This is a genomic window from Thalassotalea euphylliae (genome assembly GCF_003390335.1).
GTDB classification, from domain to species: Bacteria; Pseudomonadota; Gammaproteobacteria; order Enterobacterales; family Alteromonadaceae; genus Thalassotalea_F; species Thalassotalea_F euphylliae_B.
The window spans coordinates 1,520,672-1,538,972 of sequence record NZ_QUOU01000001.1 but is presented as its reverse complement, the minus strand read 5'-3'; the positions used below and the strand labels follow the sequence as shown (position 1 = coordinate 1,538,972).

Annotated in this window: 11 protein-coding genes; 10 read left to right on the top strand and 1 reads right to left on the bottom strand. The window is 43.4% G+C overall.

The annotated features are described in order from the left end of the window. Window positions 1–161: 161 nt before the first annotated feature. From DXX93_RS06815 to prsT, 10 genes are all read left to right on the top strand, one after another. Complete coding sequence (locus DXX93_RS06815; protein ID WP_116007441.1) at window positions 162–611, top strand: hypothetical protein; 450 nt, start codon at window positions 162–164, stop codon at window positions 609–611. Beyond that, window positions 577–3,384 carry a ligand-binding sensor domain-containing protein gene (locus DXX93_RS06810; RefSeq protein WP_147302651.1) on the top strand — a complete coding sequence of 936 codons (2,808 nt, stop codon included), beginning with the start codon at window positions 577–579 and terminating at the stop codon, window positions 3,382–3,384. Before DXX93_RS06815 ends, DXX93_RS06810 begins: the two co-directional genes overlap by 35 nt. A 118-nt stretch (window positions 3,385–3,502) precedes the next feature. Next, window positions 3,503–4,957: a tRNA (N6-isopentenyl adenosine(37)-C2)-methylthiotransferase MiaB gene (gene miaB / locus DXX93_RS06805; protein WP_116007439.1), complete on the top strand. Its 1,455-nt coding sequence runs from the start codon at window positions 3,503–3,505 to the stop codon at window positions 4,955–4,957. A gap of 142 nt (window positions 4,958–5,099) precedes the next feature. Next, window positions 5,100–6,233 carry a PhoH family protein gene (locus DXX93_RS06800; RefSeq protein WP_116007438.1) on the top strand — a complete coding sequence of 378 codons (1,134 nt, stop codon included), beginning with the start codon at window positions 5,100–5,102 and terminating at the stop codon, window positions 6,231–6,233. Then, window positions 6,217–6,699: an rRNA maturation RNase YbeY gene (ybeY, locus tag DXX93_RS06795; RefSeq protein WP_116007437.1), complete on the top strand. Its 483-nt coding sequence runs from the start codon at window positions 6,217–6,219 to the stop codon at window positions 6,697–6,699. The genes DXX93_RS06800 and ybeY overlap by 17 nt, the downstream gene beginning before the upstream one ends. 16 nt (window positions 6,700–6,715) lie before the next feature. Beyond that, on the top strand, window positions 6,716–7,594 hold the full coding sequence (locus DXX93_RS06790) for an HlyC/CorC family transporter (protein ID WP_116007436.1): 879 nt from the start codon (window positions 6,716–6,718) through the stop codon (window positions 7,592–7,594). A gap of 33 nt (window positions 7,595–7,627) precedes the next feature. Next, entirely contained in the window at window positions 7,628–9,196 is a 1,569-nt protein-coding gene (gene lnt, locus DXX93_RS06785) for an apolipoprotein N-acyltransferase (protein WP_116007435.1), read from the top strand. 159 nt (window positions 9,197–9,355) lie between these two features. Continuing rightward, window positions 9,356–11,026, top strand: a complete 1,671-nt coding sequence (locus DXX93_RS06780) for an amidohydrolase (RefSeq protein WP_116007434.1) — start codon at window positions 9,356–9,358, stop codon at window positions 11,024–11,026. Window positions 11,027–11,342: 316 nt separating this feature from the next. After that, on the top strand, window positions 11,343–12,200 hold the full coding sequence (xdp1, locus tag DXX93_RS06775) for an exosortase-dependent surface protein XDP1 (RefSeq protein WP_147302650.1): 858 nt from the start codon (window positions 11,343–11,345) through the stop codon (window positions 12,198–12,200). 86 nt (window positions 12,201–12,286) lie between these two features. After that, window positions 12,287–15,085, top strand: a complete 2,799-nt coding sequence (gene prsT, locus DXX93_RS06770) for an XrtA/PEP-CTERM system TPR-repeat protein PrsT (protein WP_116007432.1) — start codon at window positions 12,287–12,289, stop codon at window positions 15,083–15,085. A gap of 104 nt (window positions 15,086–15,189) precedes the next feature. Here prsT and DXX93_RS06765 read toward each other — a convergent pair whose 3' ends face one another. Next, a complete protein-coding gene (locus DXX93_RS06765) occupies window positions 15,190–18,294 on the bottom strand; it encodes an efflux RND transporter permease subunit (protein ID WP_116007431.1) in 3,105 nt (1,034 codons plus the stop codon). Window positions 18,295–18,301 lie beyond the last annotated feature (7 nt).

Below are 18,301 nucleotides of genomic sequence, written 5' to 3'. Positions count from 1 at the left end.
AGCATAATTGGCGAGCGTATTCGACATCGCTACGCTGTATTTAATTGATAAACATCAAGCTTTCACTAAATTTCTATGCGTAAAGTTTTAGGCTGAATACCAATTCTGTGTTTATACTAACTACTGGCAATTCTGCCAAACCCAATAATTAAGGAAAGATTATGTCTGCATTAAAAGAAGAAAAAATTGTCGCTCCGGATATCAAACTGGTTTATGACCTAACAGAGAAACCAAACCTTACTAATTTGCAAGCCAAGGCTGACCGCGCTGTGCTTGCGAATATGCGCCTTGATTTAGTACTACCGGAAGACAACATCCTCACTGTAGATATAGATTTTGACACCACAAGTGGCTACCATGGTAATACCATGATGGTAATGGATGACTTTGGTGTAGAAATGCTAGCAACAGCTTTTGCAGTAAAGTATGGTCAAGAACAAGCAGATGTCGTTACAAATGCTTGGCAGCGAAAACAACAACAAGATGATCCAAGAAAGCCGACTTACTTGCTGGTTCAAAAGCCAGAGTCAGAAAATGCAATGCCAAAAGTTTATGCGCTTTGCGGTGGCAAAAAGCATGAGAACGATATTGCGCCAGACAGTATTATCTAATTGCTTTGATCATGTTAGGCAGCTACTGCTGCCTCTATTCGTCTGTATTTTCACGCTTTGCTCACTCCTTCAAACAGCAAGTGCTAACACTCAAATTGATAACCTCGCGAAAATTCACAGTATTGCGCAAGATGCCAATGGCTTTGTATGGTTGGCCGGACACCAAGGTTTAACCCGCTTTGATGGCAGCAATAGTATTACCTTCTCGGCCAGTGATGCCAACTGGACTCTTCCCTTTACATGGGCACACGAAATAGAACCATTTGACGACGAGTTTATCGTTTCATCAGAAACCATGGGAACTTGGCTGTTCAATCCAACCAGTGGTGCCTTCAATAAGCTGGATATCGATACCGAGCACGAAAGCCACTATCACAGTGTTGAATTTAATGGCGCCTTTTACGTATCTTCAGCGAATAAAATTTACCGCTATGACCGCGAACGTGCGGTTACACAGCACTTATTAACGATGGAAGCTCCTGCCAACCTCATTACCTCACAAACACATTTGTATATGGATGCTGGGCTTCAAGGCATCTACGTTTATAAAGATGAAAAATTTGCGCCAGTGATAAGTGAAACGATTAATGTTGTTGCCGATGTCGGTGATTTACTTATTGTTGTTACGCCTGACACTATGTATTCGTTACAAGGTGACAAAATTATCGCTTCTACAGCAGTTGATATGGGAAGTAACGGGCTAGCCAAAGAAAATGGTAGTGATAACTTTTTTCTTATTGCGAACAACGGGGATATTAAGCGCTATAACGCTAGCACGCTCAAAGAACTACCTCATGGCTATAACACCGCCAAAAAAGCTCGGGTAAAAGCTGCATTTCACGATCGCTCAAAAGTGTTGTGGCTAGCAACCAGTCTTGGTATTGAAAGGCTAGTTGAAAGCTCTATTAAGAATCATCCCATAGTGTTCGATATTCCCAACAATTCGAATGAAATCACCTTATACGAAGAAGAACTTGTTATTGGTAGCTTTGGGGAAGGATTAAAAACATTCGCTCCCGACTCAACAATTTTTCCTGCCAATATTAACGCTGCCTTTTCCTCGAAAGCGAAGCGTATTATGGATTTACAGCCCGTTGGCGATGATTTATATATCGCCACGTTTGATGGGCTATGGCAGTTTCAAGGTAATACGCGACAATTAACACGTGTAAACTTCGCTCACAACGATAAGTTATTGATCAAACTTGCTCACCACAACGACATGCTCTATCTCGGCTCTAACTTCAACGGCCTTTACATTTACGACCTGAACAAAGAAGTGCTCGTTGATCACATCACTCACGAACAAGGCTTACCTAAGGCTGAAATTATTGATATTTTGCCTTTTGATAATGGGGATACTTGGCTCGGAACATCACAAGGCATTTCCATATACAACCGATTTAGTAAGTACATTAAAAACATACCAAACCAAGGGCCCAACAAAATCATTTCGCTCGAATATGCTGCCGATAAAGTATTTGCCGCCACTTTAGGTGATGGTATTTATATATTAGATCGTCAAGGCACCTTGTTATCTGTTATTGCACAAGGTATCGAATTTACCTACAGCAGCACGATAAGAGACAAAGTATGGATAGGCTCTGCCGCTGGCTTGTACAAGCTTGACCCATCTACTCACCAGATAACGCTTGTGCCAGCAACCGAACGTTACTCTTTCTCAGATCAAGCAATTCTGATGGGAGAATCTGCTTTTTATGCGCATTATGGCGGCATTTTAGAAATCCCAATTGAGCAACAGAGCTTCTTTAATGCCGATGTCTATATCAGTAAAACAATCGTTTCTGGACGCCAGTATTTGCAAAACCAAGAGATCAATATCTCCTCAGCGAGCGATGTGGTATCGCTCGACCTGGTAAGCTTGGACTACCGTCCAGGGCAAGCCAAAAAGTTTAAATACAAAATCAATAACAGCGCTTGGAACTACCTTAGCGGCAACCAATTGACGTTAACAGGCTTAGCATCCGGCAACTACAATATAGAAATTATGGCCACGAACAGTCTTGGTCAATGGAGTGAAAAACGCGCCTACGCCAATATTAACGTTGCCTACCCGTGGTACTGGACCCCGCAAATTCGCGTCATTTATGTGGTGACACTGTTCTGTTTATTTGCATTGCTGGCTTGGACTTTCTATCTGCGCACCCAGTCTATTCACAAAATATATTTACTGCTTGAAACGGAAATCCAGCGCAAAGGAAAAAGCGCTTTGTCGACCAAGCGACACTTACAGTCCATCGTTACTTTGCTGGCCGAGAACAAGCAAGATAAAGCGATTGAAATCGCAGAGCAGTGTATTAGTGCATTTCAGAATGAAGAATCCGAAGAAGTACCAGATGGTTTGTATGGCAGCAATTTGAATATCGCTGTGCCTTACTTTGCTGAATACCTACACCGTAAGTATCACGTCAAACTCGCACACGATTTATACGATAAAAATAACCAACTTAGCTACGAAATGCAGTCAAATATTTACAAGCTCATTTATGAGGCCATTACCTGTGCAATTTTACACGGCGACTCGAGCTGCTTTCAATTAACATTGAAAGAGTTTAAAAACAAATTATGGCTAACTATTAGCGATGATGAAGACAGCTTTAGTCATTTCAACAATAAGGTGACATTTAACATGTCGATGTACTATATTCGCCAAATTGCCAACAAGTACAATGCCTCGGTCAATACCTTTGAACCGAGTGACAATAAAGGCAGCCAAATTGTGATCAACTTCCCAATGATGTTAAACAGCTAGTCCTATGCATCTACTGCGCGATATCCGCTATTGCCCTTGAGTACTGATAAAGAGTAAAATACGCGACCTTAAATTCTCCAGCAAAAACTGGAATCAATTTTTACATGGGCACGTAGTTATGAGTAAAAAGTTATATATTAAAACCTGGGGCTGTCAAATGAACGAGTATGACTCGCAGAAAATGGCAGATCTATTAGATTCAACACACGGTTTCTCATTGGCCGAAGAAGCAGAAGACGCCGATGTCATCTTACTCAATACCTGCTCGATTCGTGAAAAAGCACAAGAAAAAGTATTCCACCAGCTAGGCCGCTGGAAGATGCTGAAAAACGATAACCCAGATCTTATCATCGGTGTTGGCGGCTGTGTTGCCTCACAAGAAGGTGACGCCATTCGCGAACGCGCACCATACGTAGATATGGTCTTTGGCCCACAAACCTTGCACCGTTTGCCAGAAATGATCCAACAAGTCACTGGTGAGAAAGCGCCCGTTGTTGATGTTAGTTTCCCTGAAATTGAAAAGTTTGATCGCCTACCAGAGCCTAAAGCTGAAGGCGCCAGCGCATTCGTTTCGATTATGGAAGGTTGTAGTAAGTACTGTACCTTCTGTGTTGTACCTTACACCCGTGGTGAAGAGGTTAGCCGCCCATTAGACGATGTGCTATACGAAATTGCCCAATTAGCGGAACAAGGTGTTCGTGAAGTTAACCTTTTAGGCCAAAACGTCAACGCTTATCGCGGTGAAACCCATGACGGTACAATCTGTCGCTTCTCTGAGCTATTGCGTTTAGTCGCAACGATTGACGGCATTGACCGCATTCGCTACACCACTTCGCACCCAGTTGAATTTACTGACGATATTATTGAAGTCTACAAAGACGTACCTGAGCTAGTTAGTCACCTACACTTGCCAGTACAAAGTGGTTGTGACCGCATTTTAACGCAAATGAAGCGCGGCCATACGGCACTTGAATACAAGTCGCAAATTCGCAAACTGCGTAAAGCGCGCCCTGATATTTGCATGTCGTCTGATTTTATCGTTGGCTTCCCTGGCGAAACTGACTTTGATTTCGAACAAACCATGAACCTGATCAAAGATATCGACTTTGATTTAAGTTTCAGCTTTATCTACAGCGCTCGCCCAGGTACACCAGCGGCGGACTTACCTGACGATATCAGCGAGGAAACCAAAAAGCAGCGTTTGCAGATTTTACAGGATCGCATTAGCCAGCAAGCACTGCGCATAGCGCGCCAAATGTTAGGCACAGAGCAGCGCATTTTAGTGGAAGGCCCTTCGAAGAAGAACCCAATGGAACTTCGCGGTCGTACAGAAAACAACCGCATCGTCAACTTTGAAGCACCACACCATGTAATTGGTCAGTTCGTAGACGTTGAAATTACCGACGTTTACGCTAACTCGCTACGCGGTAAGCTAGTGCGTGAAGAAAAAGACATGGGCTTGCGTATTGCCCATTCGCCGTCTGACATTCTAGCCAACAGCCACCACGAAGCAAATGCTGCGGCGAGTACAAATGGCACCGACGAATTAGGTGTTGGTACATTTGCGCCATAGTGAGTGAGTGAGTTAAAAGTATATTTGCGGCATAAAAGCTTAGCGGCATAAAATCGTTAGTACTTTTATGCCACTATTTACCGTAAGCTTTAACACGAAAACCATTACGCGATAACACACGCAAATAAAAACGGAATATTTCTTGAGCACAGATAACAGCACCTTGCTAACTTTAGAGCCTGTCGACAACGCTCGTCAGGCAAACCTTTGTGGTCCCCTTGACGATAATCTAAAGACCATTGAACGCCGTCTGGGTGTTGAAATTCGCTATCGTGGCAACGAGTTTAAAATTATTGGCAACCCGTCAAATACCGAGGCCGTTGCTGACTTACTCAAAGAACTGTACGTTGAAACGGAAACCGTGAAAGGCAAAATGAAAACCATTACTGCGGAAATGGTCCATTTAGGTATTCTTAACGCCAACGTACTAGAGCAAGCGCCAAGCAAGGTAGATGTTGATTACGAAAAAATGGTCACCATCAAAACCAAGCGCGGTATTGTTAAGCCTCGTAACCTTAACCAGTCTGCCTATGTCCAGAATGTGATTACTCACGATATCAGCTTTGGTATTGGCCCTGCGGGCACGGGGAAAACGTATCTAGCAGTAGCTTGCGCGGTCGACGCCCTAGAGCGCCAAGAGATTCGCCGTATTTTGCTGACTCGCCCTGCGGTTGAAGCGGGTGAGAAATTAGGCTTCTTACCGGGTGATTTATCACAAAAAGTGGACCCTTACCTACGCCCTCTTTACGACGCCTTGTTTGAAATGCTTGGTTTTGAAAAAGTGGAAAAACTCATTGAACGCAATGTGATTGAAATTGCGCCACTCGCCTATATGCGTGGCCGTACCCTGAACGATGCCTTTATTATTCTCGATGAAAGCCAAAATACCACGGTCGAGCAAATGAAAATGTTCCTGACCCGTATTGGCTTTAATTCACGTGCGGTGATCACAGGTGATATTACCCAAGTGGATTTACCACGTGGGCAAAAATCAGGCTTACGTCATGCCATTGAAGTACTGCAAAACATTCCAGGGATTAGCTTTAACTTCTTCCAATCAAAAGATGTTGTGCGCCACCCTGTCGTCGCTCGTATTGTCGAAGCGTACGATGCGCATGAGTCAAAAGTGGCAAAATTAAAAGCGGAACGCAAAGCGCAAGAAAGTACACAAAAGCAGGCTGAGCAAGCTCCTGTTGCGATGCCACCAGCGACGCAAGAAAACACGACTGAAAGCTCTTCACAAGAGAAAAAAGCAACACATGACGATAACGCTTGATATTCAACGCGCTGTTGAAGCGGATGTCACTCAAGGACTGATTGACAGTGCACTGCTACCCAGTGATGAAGATTTTCAGCGCTGGGCAGATGCGGCACTGCTTCAATACAACAAGCCTTTTGAAGTCACGATACGCTTGGTTGATATCGCTGAAAGCCAGTCACTGAATCACACTTATCGCGATAAAGACAAACCAACCAATGTGCTTTCTTTTCCGTTTGAAGTGCCCGAAGGCATTGAAATGGATTTATTGGGCGATCTTGTGATTTGTGCGCAAGTCGTTGAAAAAGAAGCAAAGGAGCAGAATAAAACCAGTGCAGCGCATTGGGCACACATGACCATTCACGGATGCTTGCATTTACTTGGCTTTGATCATATAAGTGATGACGAGGCTGAGGAAATGGAAGCCTTGGAAATAGACATTTTAAAAAATCTTGGGTTTAATAACCCGTACGAAATAACATAGGAAACGACACAGCTCCATGAGCGAAGACAACCCCCACTCTAGCAACGGCTCTGCAAGTAAATCATTTCTCGACAAAATCGTTCAAGCATTTACTGGAGAGCCGCAAAATAAAGAAGAACTCGTTGATGTAATAAATGACGCAGAAGATCGCGAGTTAATCAAACCAGAAACCAAACAAATGATTGAGGGGGTTCTGGAAGTTTCCGAAATGCGTGTTCGTGAGATCATGATCCCACGTTCTCAAATTACCTCACTAGATATTAATCAGCCACTCGCTGATTTCTTACCCATTATTCTTGAGTCGGCGCACTCTCGCTTTCCCGTTGTTAATGACGATATCGACCATGTTGAAGGTATTTTGCTGGCGAAAGACCTGCTCGCGCATGCGTTCAGAGAAGATGGCGACAACTTTACGCTTAGCGATTTGATTCGCCCAGCGATGATCATTCCAGAGAGCAAGAAAGTTGAATCATTACTCAAAGAGTTTCGTGCCAAGCGCTACCATATGGCGATAGTGGTTGACGAATACGGCGGTGTTTCTGGCTTGGTTACCATTGAAGATATCCTTGAACTTATCGTTGGGGAAATCGAAGATGAAACTGATGACGAGCTAGAAGAAGAAATTAAACACCTCGCTGGCAATGTCTATCAAGTTAAGGCTCTCACTGACTTGGAAGACTTTGACGAATACTTTAATTGCGAATTTGACGAAGCAGATTCCGACACCATCGGCGGTATCGTGCTGCAACAATGTGGTCATATGCCGCAAAAAGGTGAAGAAGTGGCGATTGGCGATTGGGCATTTAAAGTGATGTCTGCCGACAGCCGCCGTATCCAAGTGTTGCAAGTGACAGTGCCGAAAGACCATGAAGTTAACGGTAAAGTTACCGACTAATCTTTAGCAGCTCACCCACTGACACACGCATTAATGCTCACTCAAACGATAAAAGGCTTCAAAGGCACCACCGCTCGCCTAAAACAAGCCTGCGCTATTTGGCAGAATTGGCTGAGCTTTGGCTCAGGTCTAGCCATGGTGTTTGCTTATGCCCCATACAACCACTGGTGGGTAAGCTTTATCGCACTGAGTTGTTGGGGCGCATTACTTTATCGCCAATCCCCTAAACAAGCGGCGCAGCGCAGCTACTTTTTCGGTCTTGGTTGGTTTGGTGCAGGCATTAGCTGGGTGCATGTCAGTATTGATCAGTTTGGTGGGCTGCCACTTATCGCCTCATTGGGCTTAATGGCGCTGCTATGCGCTTACTTAGCCTTATTTCCTGCGTTTGCTGGCTACCTCAGTGCTAGGTGCTCAACCAATCGACAGCTGAACTTGCTGTTATTTCCGAGTATTTGGATACTCACCGAGTGGCTGCGAGGCTGGGTACTTACGGGCTTTCCTTGGCTCTCCATCGGCTACAGTCAGCTAAATTCGCCGCTGGCAAGCCTTGCCCCCATTATTGGCGAAGTCGGTATCAGCTTGGTAATGCTTGTTATGGTGGTAAGCGCCCTGCACGTGTGCTTTAAACAGCAAACCAAGGTAGCACTCACTCTGCTAACAACTTGCGTTTTAGGTGTTATTGCAAGCCAACAATATACGTTTGTGATACCAACAGGCGAAACTAAGTCTGTAGCGCTAGTACAAGGAAATATCGCACAAGAATTGAAATGGGCGCCTGAGCAAGAATGGCCAAGTATGCTCAAATACTTAGATTTGACCCGCGCGAATTATGACGCTGATCTTATTGTTTGGCCAGAATCTGCTATTCCCAAAGTCGAGCCTTTAGCTGGTGAGTTTTTAGATATGGCCAACAGTGCTGCGGCGCTCAATGACACCGCAATTGTTACGGGTATTATCAATTACAACTTTGAAAGCAAACAGTATTTCAATAGCTTAATTGTCTTGGGCAAAGAAAATGCGAGCGATACTAATGGCAGTTACTTCTACCCCAATGCTAACCGATTTTATAAGCACCACTTACTGCCAATTGGCGAGTTTGTGCCATTTCAAGAGTGGTTGCGCCCGATAGCGCCATTTTTTAACTTGCCGATGTCATCCTTTACCCGTGGTGATTATGTACAACCCAATTTAATGGCAAATGGTATTTCCATCACACCGTTAATTTGCTTTGAAATTGCTTTTCCTGAGCAGCTTCACGCTAACTTTAAAACTAATACCGATATGTTGCTTACCGTTAGTAACGACGCTTGGTTTGGTACCTCTCATGGACCACACCAGCATATGGAAATCGCGCAAATGCGGGCATTGGAATTTGGTCGCCCGCTAGTGCGCTCAACCAATACCGGCGTCACTGCAACGGTTGATCATCAAGGGCAGTTTATCGCTCGAATTCCTCAGTTTGAAGAGCAAGTACTTAAAGCGGATGTGCCACTCGTACAAGGTTACACACCATTTAGCCAATATCAGCGCTATCCTACTTTTATTCTTGCTTTTGTTATCTTTTTGCTTGTCTTCGCTATCAATAAAAACAAGAAAATCTAGCTAATTAGCACAGGTATTACATAGTAGATATCACTTAGCAGGTATTCTGCAACTGGCACCACTTTCATTTTTTGCTTTTCCCTTTGCTTCCATTCTTTGCTTTATCGCTATTTGATCATATGATTGAGCGCTAAAAGGAATAATAATAAGTGAGTCACTATGAACTTACCTTTACTAGAGCGCCTATCGGCTCTGTCATCTTTGATGATGGCATTAGCAATTTGTAGTGGAGCAGCCCAAGCCGCCACGACTCTTATCCATAATGTCAAAGGCTATACCATTAACGATGGTAAGCTGACCCAGTTCTCTGCCATTCAGTTTACAGACGACAAAATTGACCATATTTATGCGGTAAAACCGAACAGTCTCGATAACTCAGTTAAGGTTATCGATGGTCAAGGTAATAGTATGCTACCGGGTTTAATTGACGCACACGGCCATGTGCTTAATTACGGCCTGAGCCTAATGCGGGTCGATCTCGTCAACTCAGCCAGTGAGCAAGAGGCAGTTTCACGTGTTAAAGCCTATCGTGATAACAATCCAGACCAACGCTGGATACAAGGCCGAGGCTGGAATCAGGTGCAGTGGCCAAGTGATAAATTTCCAACCGCCGCCTCACTCGATAAATTATTCCCTAACACGCCCGTGTTTTTGCAGCGCATTGATGGTCATGCGGGTTGGGCGAACACTAAAGCCATGGCGTTAGCAGGTATTACTAAAGACACGAAAGCACCTGTTGGCGGTGAAATCATCAAAGATAATCAAGGTAACCCAACCGGTGTATTTATTGATTATGCGATGAATTTGATCACCGATAAGATTCCGCCATTATCCAAAGCAGAGCAAAAACGCGTACTCGTAAAAGCAATGAAGGCGCTTGCCCAAGTAGGCTTAACCAGTGTTCACGATGCTGGGGTTACCGCTGATCACCTTGAACTATATCAAGAGCTTGCAAACGACAAACAAATGCCAATTCGCATAAATGCCATGCTGTATTTGCCAAGTGAAGGGTGGCAGCAGAAGCTTGCACAAGGCCAATACGCATCAGATGATCATTTCTTTCAATTTAACAGCGTAAAGATACAATCTGATGGCGCCCTAGGCAGTCGCGGCGCGGCCTTACATGAAGATTATTCTGATCAACCAGGCACCAAAGGCATATTGCTACACGACAATAAAGACCTAGCCAATTACATTAACACGGCAATGGCAAAAGGCTTTCAAGTCAATACTCACGCAATAGGCGATCACGCAAATACCTTAACGTTTGATCACTATGCTAAGTTAATCAAACAATCGGGCAGTCAAGCCATGCGCCACCGTATCGAACATGCCCAAGTATTGCGCCCAGAAGACATTCCCAAGTTTGCACAAATGAATGTGATTGCCTCAATTCAAGCGACTCACGCCACTAGTGATAAAAACATGGCAGAAGACAGAATTGGCAAGGAGCGATTAAAAGGCGCTTACGCATGGCGCAGTCTATTAAACGCTGGTGCGCGCATTGCCAACGGTTCAGACTTTCCAGTTGAACCTACCAACCCATTTTTCGGTTTGCACGCTTCTATCACTCGCCAAGACAGAAACAATCAGCCACTTGGCGGCTGGATTTCAAAGGAAGCACTGACCACAGTAGAAGCGCTTAAAAGTTTTACGCTAGACGCAGCTTATGCAGGCCACCAAGAAGCGCTGCTGGGCAGTTTAACGCCGGGCAAACAAGCAGACTTTGTTTTGATTAAAGAAGATCTCTTCAACCAAGCCCCTAAGAGTATTTGGCAAAACAAAGTGCTGGAAACTTGGATTGCCGGGCGTAAAGTTTATCACCAGTAATCGCATAGTGATTGAACGCGGATGTTTGTATGATTATCGCAACGAATGCATCAAATTTGCATGGTAAACTGCTCTGTTTCAAGCTAAGTTTAGTCACAATAGACAGCTAGATTATAATGTAACTGACAAGTGTCAAATCGCTTTACAACTGACTAACGAAAAAATCCACTTAGGAATGTAACTCATTGTATAGCATTGTTTTTTTATAATTTGCATATTAATTGCATTAATTTACAATAGTCAGTAGTTAACCAGTTTAAATAATAGTGTTTTTCAACTTCAGCGTAAAAACAGCTCTCTGGATATGGAGTTCAGTATGTATATAAAAACAAGTAAATGGATTCTTTCAGGTATTTTGATGGCAGCAACGACGTTTGCCTCAGCAACCCAACTAGTAATCAGTTCAAAAAACCACAACGATTCTGGCCATCAATTTAAATGGACATCAAATGACCACAATGCGTTTACGGTGACCTCTTACGGTACAACTGCAACGGTTTCTGGTTGGTCTGATACTAGTGGTAACGTCAACCGCGCAGATCATATTATTAAACGAGCAAAATTTCTTGAGGAAGATGATAAAGGTGGCTGGGCCTTAACCAATAGAGATGAGGCTGGCTCCAAACCAGATTATTGTGGCAGCTACGGCCACTCTGCTGATAACTTAGGAAATTGTGGCTTTCGAGATTATGACTTTTTTATGATTGAATTTGATAAAGAAGTGCTACTAACCGGAGCAACATTTTCTTGGATAAATAACAAAGTGTTAGACAATAACGACAAGAAGCATGAAGTGAATGAGCATGAAGCTGTTAATATGAACGAGATCTCTTATGCTGCATTAAAAAATAACCATGTTGATCATTCAACGTTCGACCACATAAAATCAAGCAACTCGGTTGGCCATGGCTATGCAGAAATCCAAAAGAACTCTGGCTATTATTCTGATATTAATACCAATGTACATTCTCGCTATTGGATAATTAGTGCCTTTAATTCAATTTTTGGCTCTGGTGCTAATAGCCATGAAGGCAACGATGGTTTTAAACTTGCGAGCTTATCATTCACCACTAAAACAACGTCGCCACCAAACTCAATACCAGAACCTGCCACTTTCGTTTTAATGTTAATGGCATTAGCAGGCTTGGCTTCAAGAAAATTTTCCTTGAAATAATTCCTGTGGTTGAAGTATTTTTGAAAGATGGCTCAGGCCATCTTTTTTTGTGACATTTTTATTAAACCATTTATTGGACGTATTATATGGTTAACCGTTTGCCCTCCCTTTATTTAGCGCTGTTATTGAGCTCAATATCAATCAATGTTTATGCGAATCAAGATTATGAAAACGCACTATCCGCCTATCAAAACAATGATGTTGATGCCGCCTATGTTCACTTAAAAAATGCCCTACATGCGGAGCAGGACAGCTTACCCGCAAAAATACTAATGGGTAAAGTGATGCTGTCTAAAGGGTTATATCGTGATGGCCTTCAAGAATTTGAAGAAGCCGCGTTAATGGGCGCAGACGCTAACCAATTTATCTTTGAGCAAGCACGCTCTATGTTGTTATTAGGTCGGCATCAAGAAATGATCGACCTGCTTAATAAATTGAGTCTTTCTCAGCAAAATAGCATTAAGACTCTGCCCTTAAAGAGCATTGCTTACTCTGCCCTTAATCAGTATCAACCAGCTCATGACGCACTTATTACCGCTAAGCAGCTAGCGCCCAATAATATTAATGTGCTCAGTTCTTTAACTAATTTTTATATTGCTAATCGGCAATTTAAACAGGCTAAGGAAGAAATCACTCAACTGTTAACCTTAGCTGCGGATAACAGTAAAGTATGGAATTTATATGCGGAATTTTATAAAGCGCAAGGGCTGCAAAAAGAGGCATTAAACGCACTCGAAAAAGCTTACCAGCTCGATTCAAATGACCCGATAATTTTACGTGCTTTGGCTCATATGTATACGGATGAAAAGCAGTATGAAAAAGCGTTGAAAATTGTTGAAGATATTATCACTGCCACCCCCAACGACCCTTATGCACGTTTATTAAAAAGCCAGCTATTAACCAATACCAATCAACTTGAGCAGGCACAGCAACTATTAAATGATATTAGCGCTAAACTTTCACTTTTAACTGATGCGCAAAAGAACAGCCAATCTTCTCTAGCCTACGTCTCAGGTACTGCCGCTTTTATGCAAGGCAATCTAGAACTCGCCCAAAAAGAACTAATCTTCTTTGTTAATAGCAACCCAGATGATTTGTCTGGCTTAAACATGCTAACGGCAATTTATCTGCAACAAGGGCAAACGGATAAGGTACAAACTCTACTCGAAAGAAATGAGCCAGTAATTGCCAAAGATCTCTTGTTATCATTAAAACTATTTGAAATATATCAGCAAAATAACAACATCTATAAAGCTAAAAATATTTTAGAAAACCTCGAGAAAACATACCCTAACAATCGGCGAGTCATTAGTGCTAAAGCCAGTTATTTAGCTTTTAACAAAAGGTTTGATGAGGCCATTGAGCTACTGAACCACAATGCTCCGGAACAATATAATGCCAGCTATGAACTCAATCGAAGTTTGATTTATATTGAAATGGGCGAATATCCGCTAGCCCATAAAATTGCGGATCAGTTACTGACAATTGCACCTGACAATATTAGCTTTTTAAACTTAAAAGGCGTTATTTATTTGCGAGAGCAACAATGGCAAGCGGCCATTAAACAATTTCAGCAAATCGTTAAGCAAGCGCCGCAGTTTTTTAGTGCCAGTTATAATCTAGCCAATGCTTACGCGCGTTCAGGAGACTTCACTCAAGGTTTATCAGTAACTACTCAGCTATTAAGTAACAACAAGGAGCGTGATGATCTACGTTTGCTGCATGCCAAGTTATTACGCGATACCCAACAGCCTGATGAAGCAATTGCTTACATTGAACAGATATTGAGTAACAATAGTTCAAATCAACGAGCGTTAGACACTCTACTGTCTATTCAGTATCAGCAAAAAAACTTTATCTCAGCACTTGAAACCGCAAACAAGTTAACCGATTTAACATTTTTAGAGCCTAAATATTTGTTGTATAAAGCGAATATTTTAATTGAGTTAGCGCAATTTCAAGAGGCAGAAAAAACGATTGGCATATTACTTGGCCTTGCCAGAAACGCCGACGAGTATTATCAACTCAGTTTATTATATGAAAAAGTAAATAACTTAGATGCGGCAGCAACTACCTTAGCGCAAGCATTAACGCAGCAGCCAGATAACTTGTTGCTACTGCTGACACAAGCTAAGTTTGCTATTCAAACCATGTCACCAAATCAAGCTAAACAACTGATCGTTGAGCTTGATCGCCAATTTCCCAACAACGCTAATGTGCAATTACTATTTGGTAATTTTTGGTTAAAACAGCAAAAGCCGCAAAAAGCACAACAAGCGTTTTTACGCGCATTATCACTTGATAATAATTTTAGGGAAGCAACGGTGCAGCTCTATTTACTAGCCGTTGATGGCATAGGTAAAAAAACCTTTAGCAGCACCTTAGAAGCTATTTGCCAGCAGCCAAATGCGTTAGCCATGACGCGTAATTTGTTAGCTGACTTTTACCTGATAAATAAAGAATACCGTAAAGCCAAGCACCACTATGAGCAACTGCTAGCAACAGGCCTTACCAATAGCCCTAATATTCTCAATAACCTAGCGCTCATTTATATGGATTTGGATTTAGCTAAAGCCAAGCAATTTGCTGAACGTGCCCTAGTTATTGCGCCAGATTCAGCGGCAATAATCGACACCTTAGCTTGGATAATGGTAAAACAAGGAGAATACGATAAGGCATTGAAAAAGCTAAGGAATGCTAACGCATTGAATTCTGAGGATCCGGCAATTTCTTATCACATCGGTTATACCTTGCATAAACTAGAGCGAGATGTTGAAGCCAAAATAGCACTAGAAAAAGCCCTCAATAGCACGTTAGATTTTAAAGGTAAGAGTGATGCGAAAGATTTACTACGTGTTTTGGCAGTAGGCGAGCAAAACAACTAAACAAAAGCTCAAAGCCATAAATTTATCGACGACTTAATGTTGGTTATCAATACCTTAATAAAAACGAACAAGCGGCAATACCTATTGCCGCTTTTTTGTTAACACTACGAGTGGTTTTCGGTTTTATTGCGCATTTGCTGAATCACACTGTAAAAGAAGGGCACAAGTAAGGTGCCCAAAATAGTCGCCGCAACCATTCCGGCTAATACGGTAAGACCCAGTGATATACGGCTACCTGCGCCAGCACCTGAGGCAAACACCAGCGGCAGCACTCCGAGCACGAATGATAACGCGGTCATCAGCACGGCTCTAAATCTCAACTTGGCTGCCTGTAATGCGGCGTCTATCACACTTGCGCCATTTGCATGCAGTTCCATCGCAAATTCAACAATTAATATCGCCGTTTTAGTGGATAGGCCAATCAGTAAAATAAGGCCAACCTGCGCATAAATATTGTTCGCCATGCCAACCGTATAGAGTGTCAGCATTGCCCCAAAAATGGCAATGGGTACCGCAGCAATAACGGAAAATGGGATTGTCCAGCTTTCGTACTGCGCGACTAAAAACAAATAGACAAAGACAATCGCTAAGCCGAACAAAATGGGCGCAAGGTTACCCGCTTCCAGTTCCTGTTTCGACTGCCCTGCCCATTCAAATACATAACCATCCGGAAGCTGGCTTGCCAACTCCTCCATCACCGCAATGGCTTGCCCAGAAGAATAGCCGACTGATGCTTGCCCGGTAATAGAAGCACTTCGATAAAGATTAAAGTGATTAATGCTAGTCGGCCCTAGCGTGGGTGTTAGCTTGGCTAGTGTCGTCAGCGGCACCATTTCGCCATCTTTATTGCGAACATAGAAGTAATGTAAATCTTCCGGTTTAGCACGGTAATCACTTTCGGCTTGAATAGTCACCCGATACGTACGACCAAACTGACTAAAATCATTGATGTACAACGAGCCGAGCTGTGCTTGTAAAGTCGTAAAAATATCTGACAATGCAACGCCTTGCGCTTTGGCTTTATTGCGATCAATGTCAAGCTGATATTGCGGCACACTCGCACGGTAGGTACTAAACACCCGATTTAATTCTGGTCGAGCATTGGCTTGGAAAATGAGCCCATTCATCACTTGTGCAAGCTCTGCCGGGCTGCCGCCTTGACTGTCTTGCAGTTTAAACTCAAAGCCAGCGCTATTACCTAAGCCCGGAATGGGTGGCGGGTTAAACATCATAATTTGCGCATCTGGTATTGCCCAAAGTTGCCCCATTAAGCGCCCGATCACTTGCCGCAAGCCAAGTTCAGGTGTTGTGCGCTCTTCCCAATCTTTGAGCATCACTATCGCCATGCCTTGGTTAGCACCCGCACCACCAAGCATTGATGAACCGGCAACCGTGATCACATCAGTCACCGCCGGGTCAGCTTGCAGTATTGGCGTAATTTTTTCGATCACAGCCTCAGTGCGATTGGCCGATGCGGCATCAGGCAGCTGAATATCAACAAATACGTAACCTTGGTCTTCACCCGGTACAAATGCGGTCGGCACTGCACTGGTTAGCCAGCCTGTCGCAGCAAAGCCAACGAGTACAAGCAAGCCTACCCTAGCACCGCGTTTCAAAATAAACTGTACGCCATTGCTATAACTGCCGGTCAGTTTATTTATTCCTCTTTCAATAGGTTGCAACCACGAAATTGGCTTCATTTGCTTTTCATTTAGCAGTAATGTACACAGCGCTGGGCTTAACGTAAGTGCATTTAATGACGAAATAAGTACCGCAAATGAAATAGTGACTGAAAATTGTTTGTACAGCTCACCGGTAATGCCAGGCATAAAGGCCACAGGTACAAAAACGGCCAGCAACACGAGAGTCGTCGCCACAATTGGTCCAGAAACTTGCGACATCGCCTTCGCAACCGCTTCTTTTATCGGCAGTTTCTCTTCCTTTAGCAATCGCTCAACGTTTTCAATCACGACAATAGCATCGTCGACCACAATACCAATAGCGAGCACTAGCCCAAATAAGGTAATAGTATTGATGGAGTACCCCATCAACATCATAAAGGCAAAGGTGCCGATTAATGACACGGGGATCGCAACAGAAGGAATTAAGGTTGCTCGCCAATTTTGCAAAAACAGGAAGACAACCAAGATCACTAAACCAACCGCTTGATAAAGCGTCACGACCACCTCAGCAATTGAGCGTGTAATAAATTTGGTGGTATCGTAAGGAATCGCGTAAGCCAAACCATCTGGAAACCGCTCGGCGAGCTTGCTCATCTCGTTTTTAACCGACGCGGCAACTTGCGTGGCGTTTGCATCGGGTAATTGATAAATCACCAAAAAAGCCGTTGGTTGGCCGTTCAAGCGGGCTTCAATCGCATAGTTTTCAGCACCTAACTCAATACGCGCAATATCTGACAAGCGAATGAAGTTGCCATTGCCCTGCGCGCGTATAATAGTATTTTCGAATTCTTGTGCAGTTTTCAAGCGACCTTGCGCTTGAATGGCATATTCGAATTGCTGATTTTGTGCCACAGGGCTGGCACCAAACTTACCCGCCGCAACAATCACATTTTGCTCTTGCAGCGCTTGTTTGACTTCACTTACCGTAATGCCTAACGATGCCATGCGATCTGGCTTGAGCCAAGCGCGCATACTATAAGTCATCTCGCCCATCACAGTTGCCGCGGCGACACCGGGAATACGGCCAAGCGGTTCCGTGAGTTGGTTGGTTGCGTAGTTACTCAGAAATAGCTGATCAATCGTGTCATTTTCAGCATATAGATTTATCGCCATGAGCATATTCGACGACTTTTTCTTAACGCTTACCCCTTGGCGTGTAACTTCTTGCGGCAGTGAACTTTCAGCTAGCGCGACCCGATTTTGCACGTTAACTTGAGCAATATCGCCATCAGTTCCCACTTTAAAAAACACATTGATGACGGCTGTACCATTGTTGGAAGCGGTCGATTCAATATACATCATGTTCTCAACACCATTGATTTGTTCTTCAATGGGCCGAATAACCGCTTCTTCAACGACCTGTGCGCTAGCTCCCGGGTACACGGCGCTGATTTCTACTTGCTGCGGGGTAATTTGAGGATACATGTTTACAGGCAATAACTGCATCGCAATAAGGCCCGCAAGAGAAATAACAATGGCTATGACAATCGCAAATTTAGGGCGATGAATAAAAGTATTACTGATCATAACGCCC

What these genes read in the sequence shown, in the direction of transcription:
- DXX93_RS06765 (WP_116007431.1), bottom strand. Translation starts at nt 18,294, where the DNA reads ATGATCAGTAATACTTTTATTCATCGCCCTAAATTTGCGATTGTCATA.
- DXX93_RS06780 (WP_116007434.1), top strand. Translation starts at nt 9,356, where the DNA reads ATGAACTTACCTTTACTAGAGCGCCTATCGGCTCTGTCATCTTTGATG.
- DXX93_RS06790 (WP_116007436.1), top strand. Translation starts at nt 6,716, where the DNA reads ATGAGCGAAGACAACCCCCACTCTAGCAACGGCTCTGCAAGTAAATCA.
- miaB (WP_116007439.1), top strand. Translation starts at nt 3,503, where the DNA reads ATGAGTAAAAAGTTATATATTAAAACCTGGGGCTGTCAAATGAACGAG.
- DXX93_RS06815 (WP_116007441.1), top strand. Translation starts at nt 162, where the DNA reads ATGTCTGCATTAAAAGAAGAAAAAATTGTCGCTCCGGATATCAAACTG.
- lnt (WP_116007435.1), top strand. Translation starts at nt 7,628, where the DNA reads ATGCTCACTCAAACGATAAAAGGCTTCAAAGGCACCACCGCTCGCCTA.
- prsT (WP_116007432.1), top strand. Translation starts at nt 12,287, where the DNA reads ATGGTTAACCGTTTGCCCTCCCTTTATTTAGCGCTGTTATTGAGCTCA.
- xdp1 (WP_147302650.1), top strand. Translation starts at nt 11,343, where the DNA reads ATGTATATAAAAACAAGTAAATGGATTCTTTCAGGTATTTTGATGGCA.
- DXX93_RS06810 (WP_147302651.1), top strand. Translation starts at nt 577, where the DNA reads ATGAGAACGATATTGCGCCAGACAGTATTATCTAATTGCTTTGATCAT.
- ybeY (WP_116007437.1), top strand. Translation starts at nt 6,217, where the DNA reads ATGACGATAACGCTTGATATTCAACGCGCTGTTGAAGCGGATGTCACT.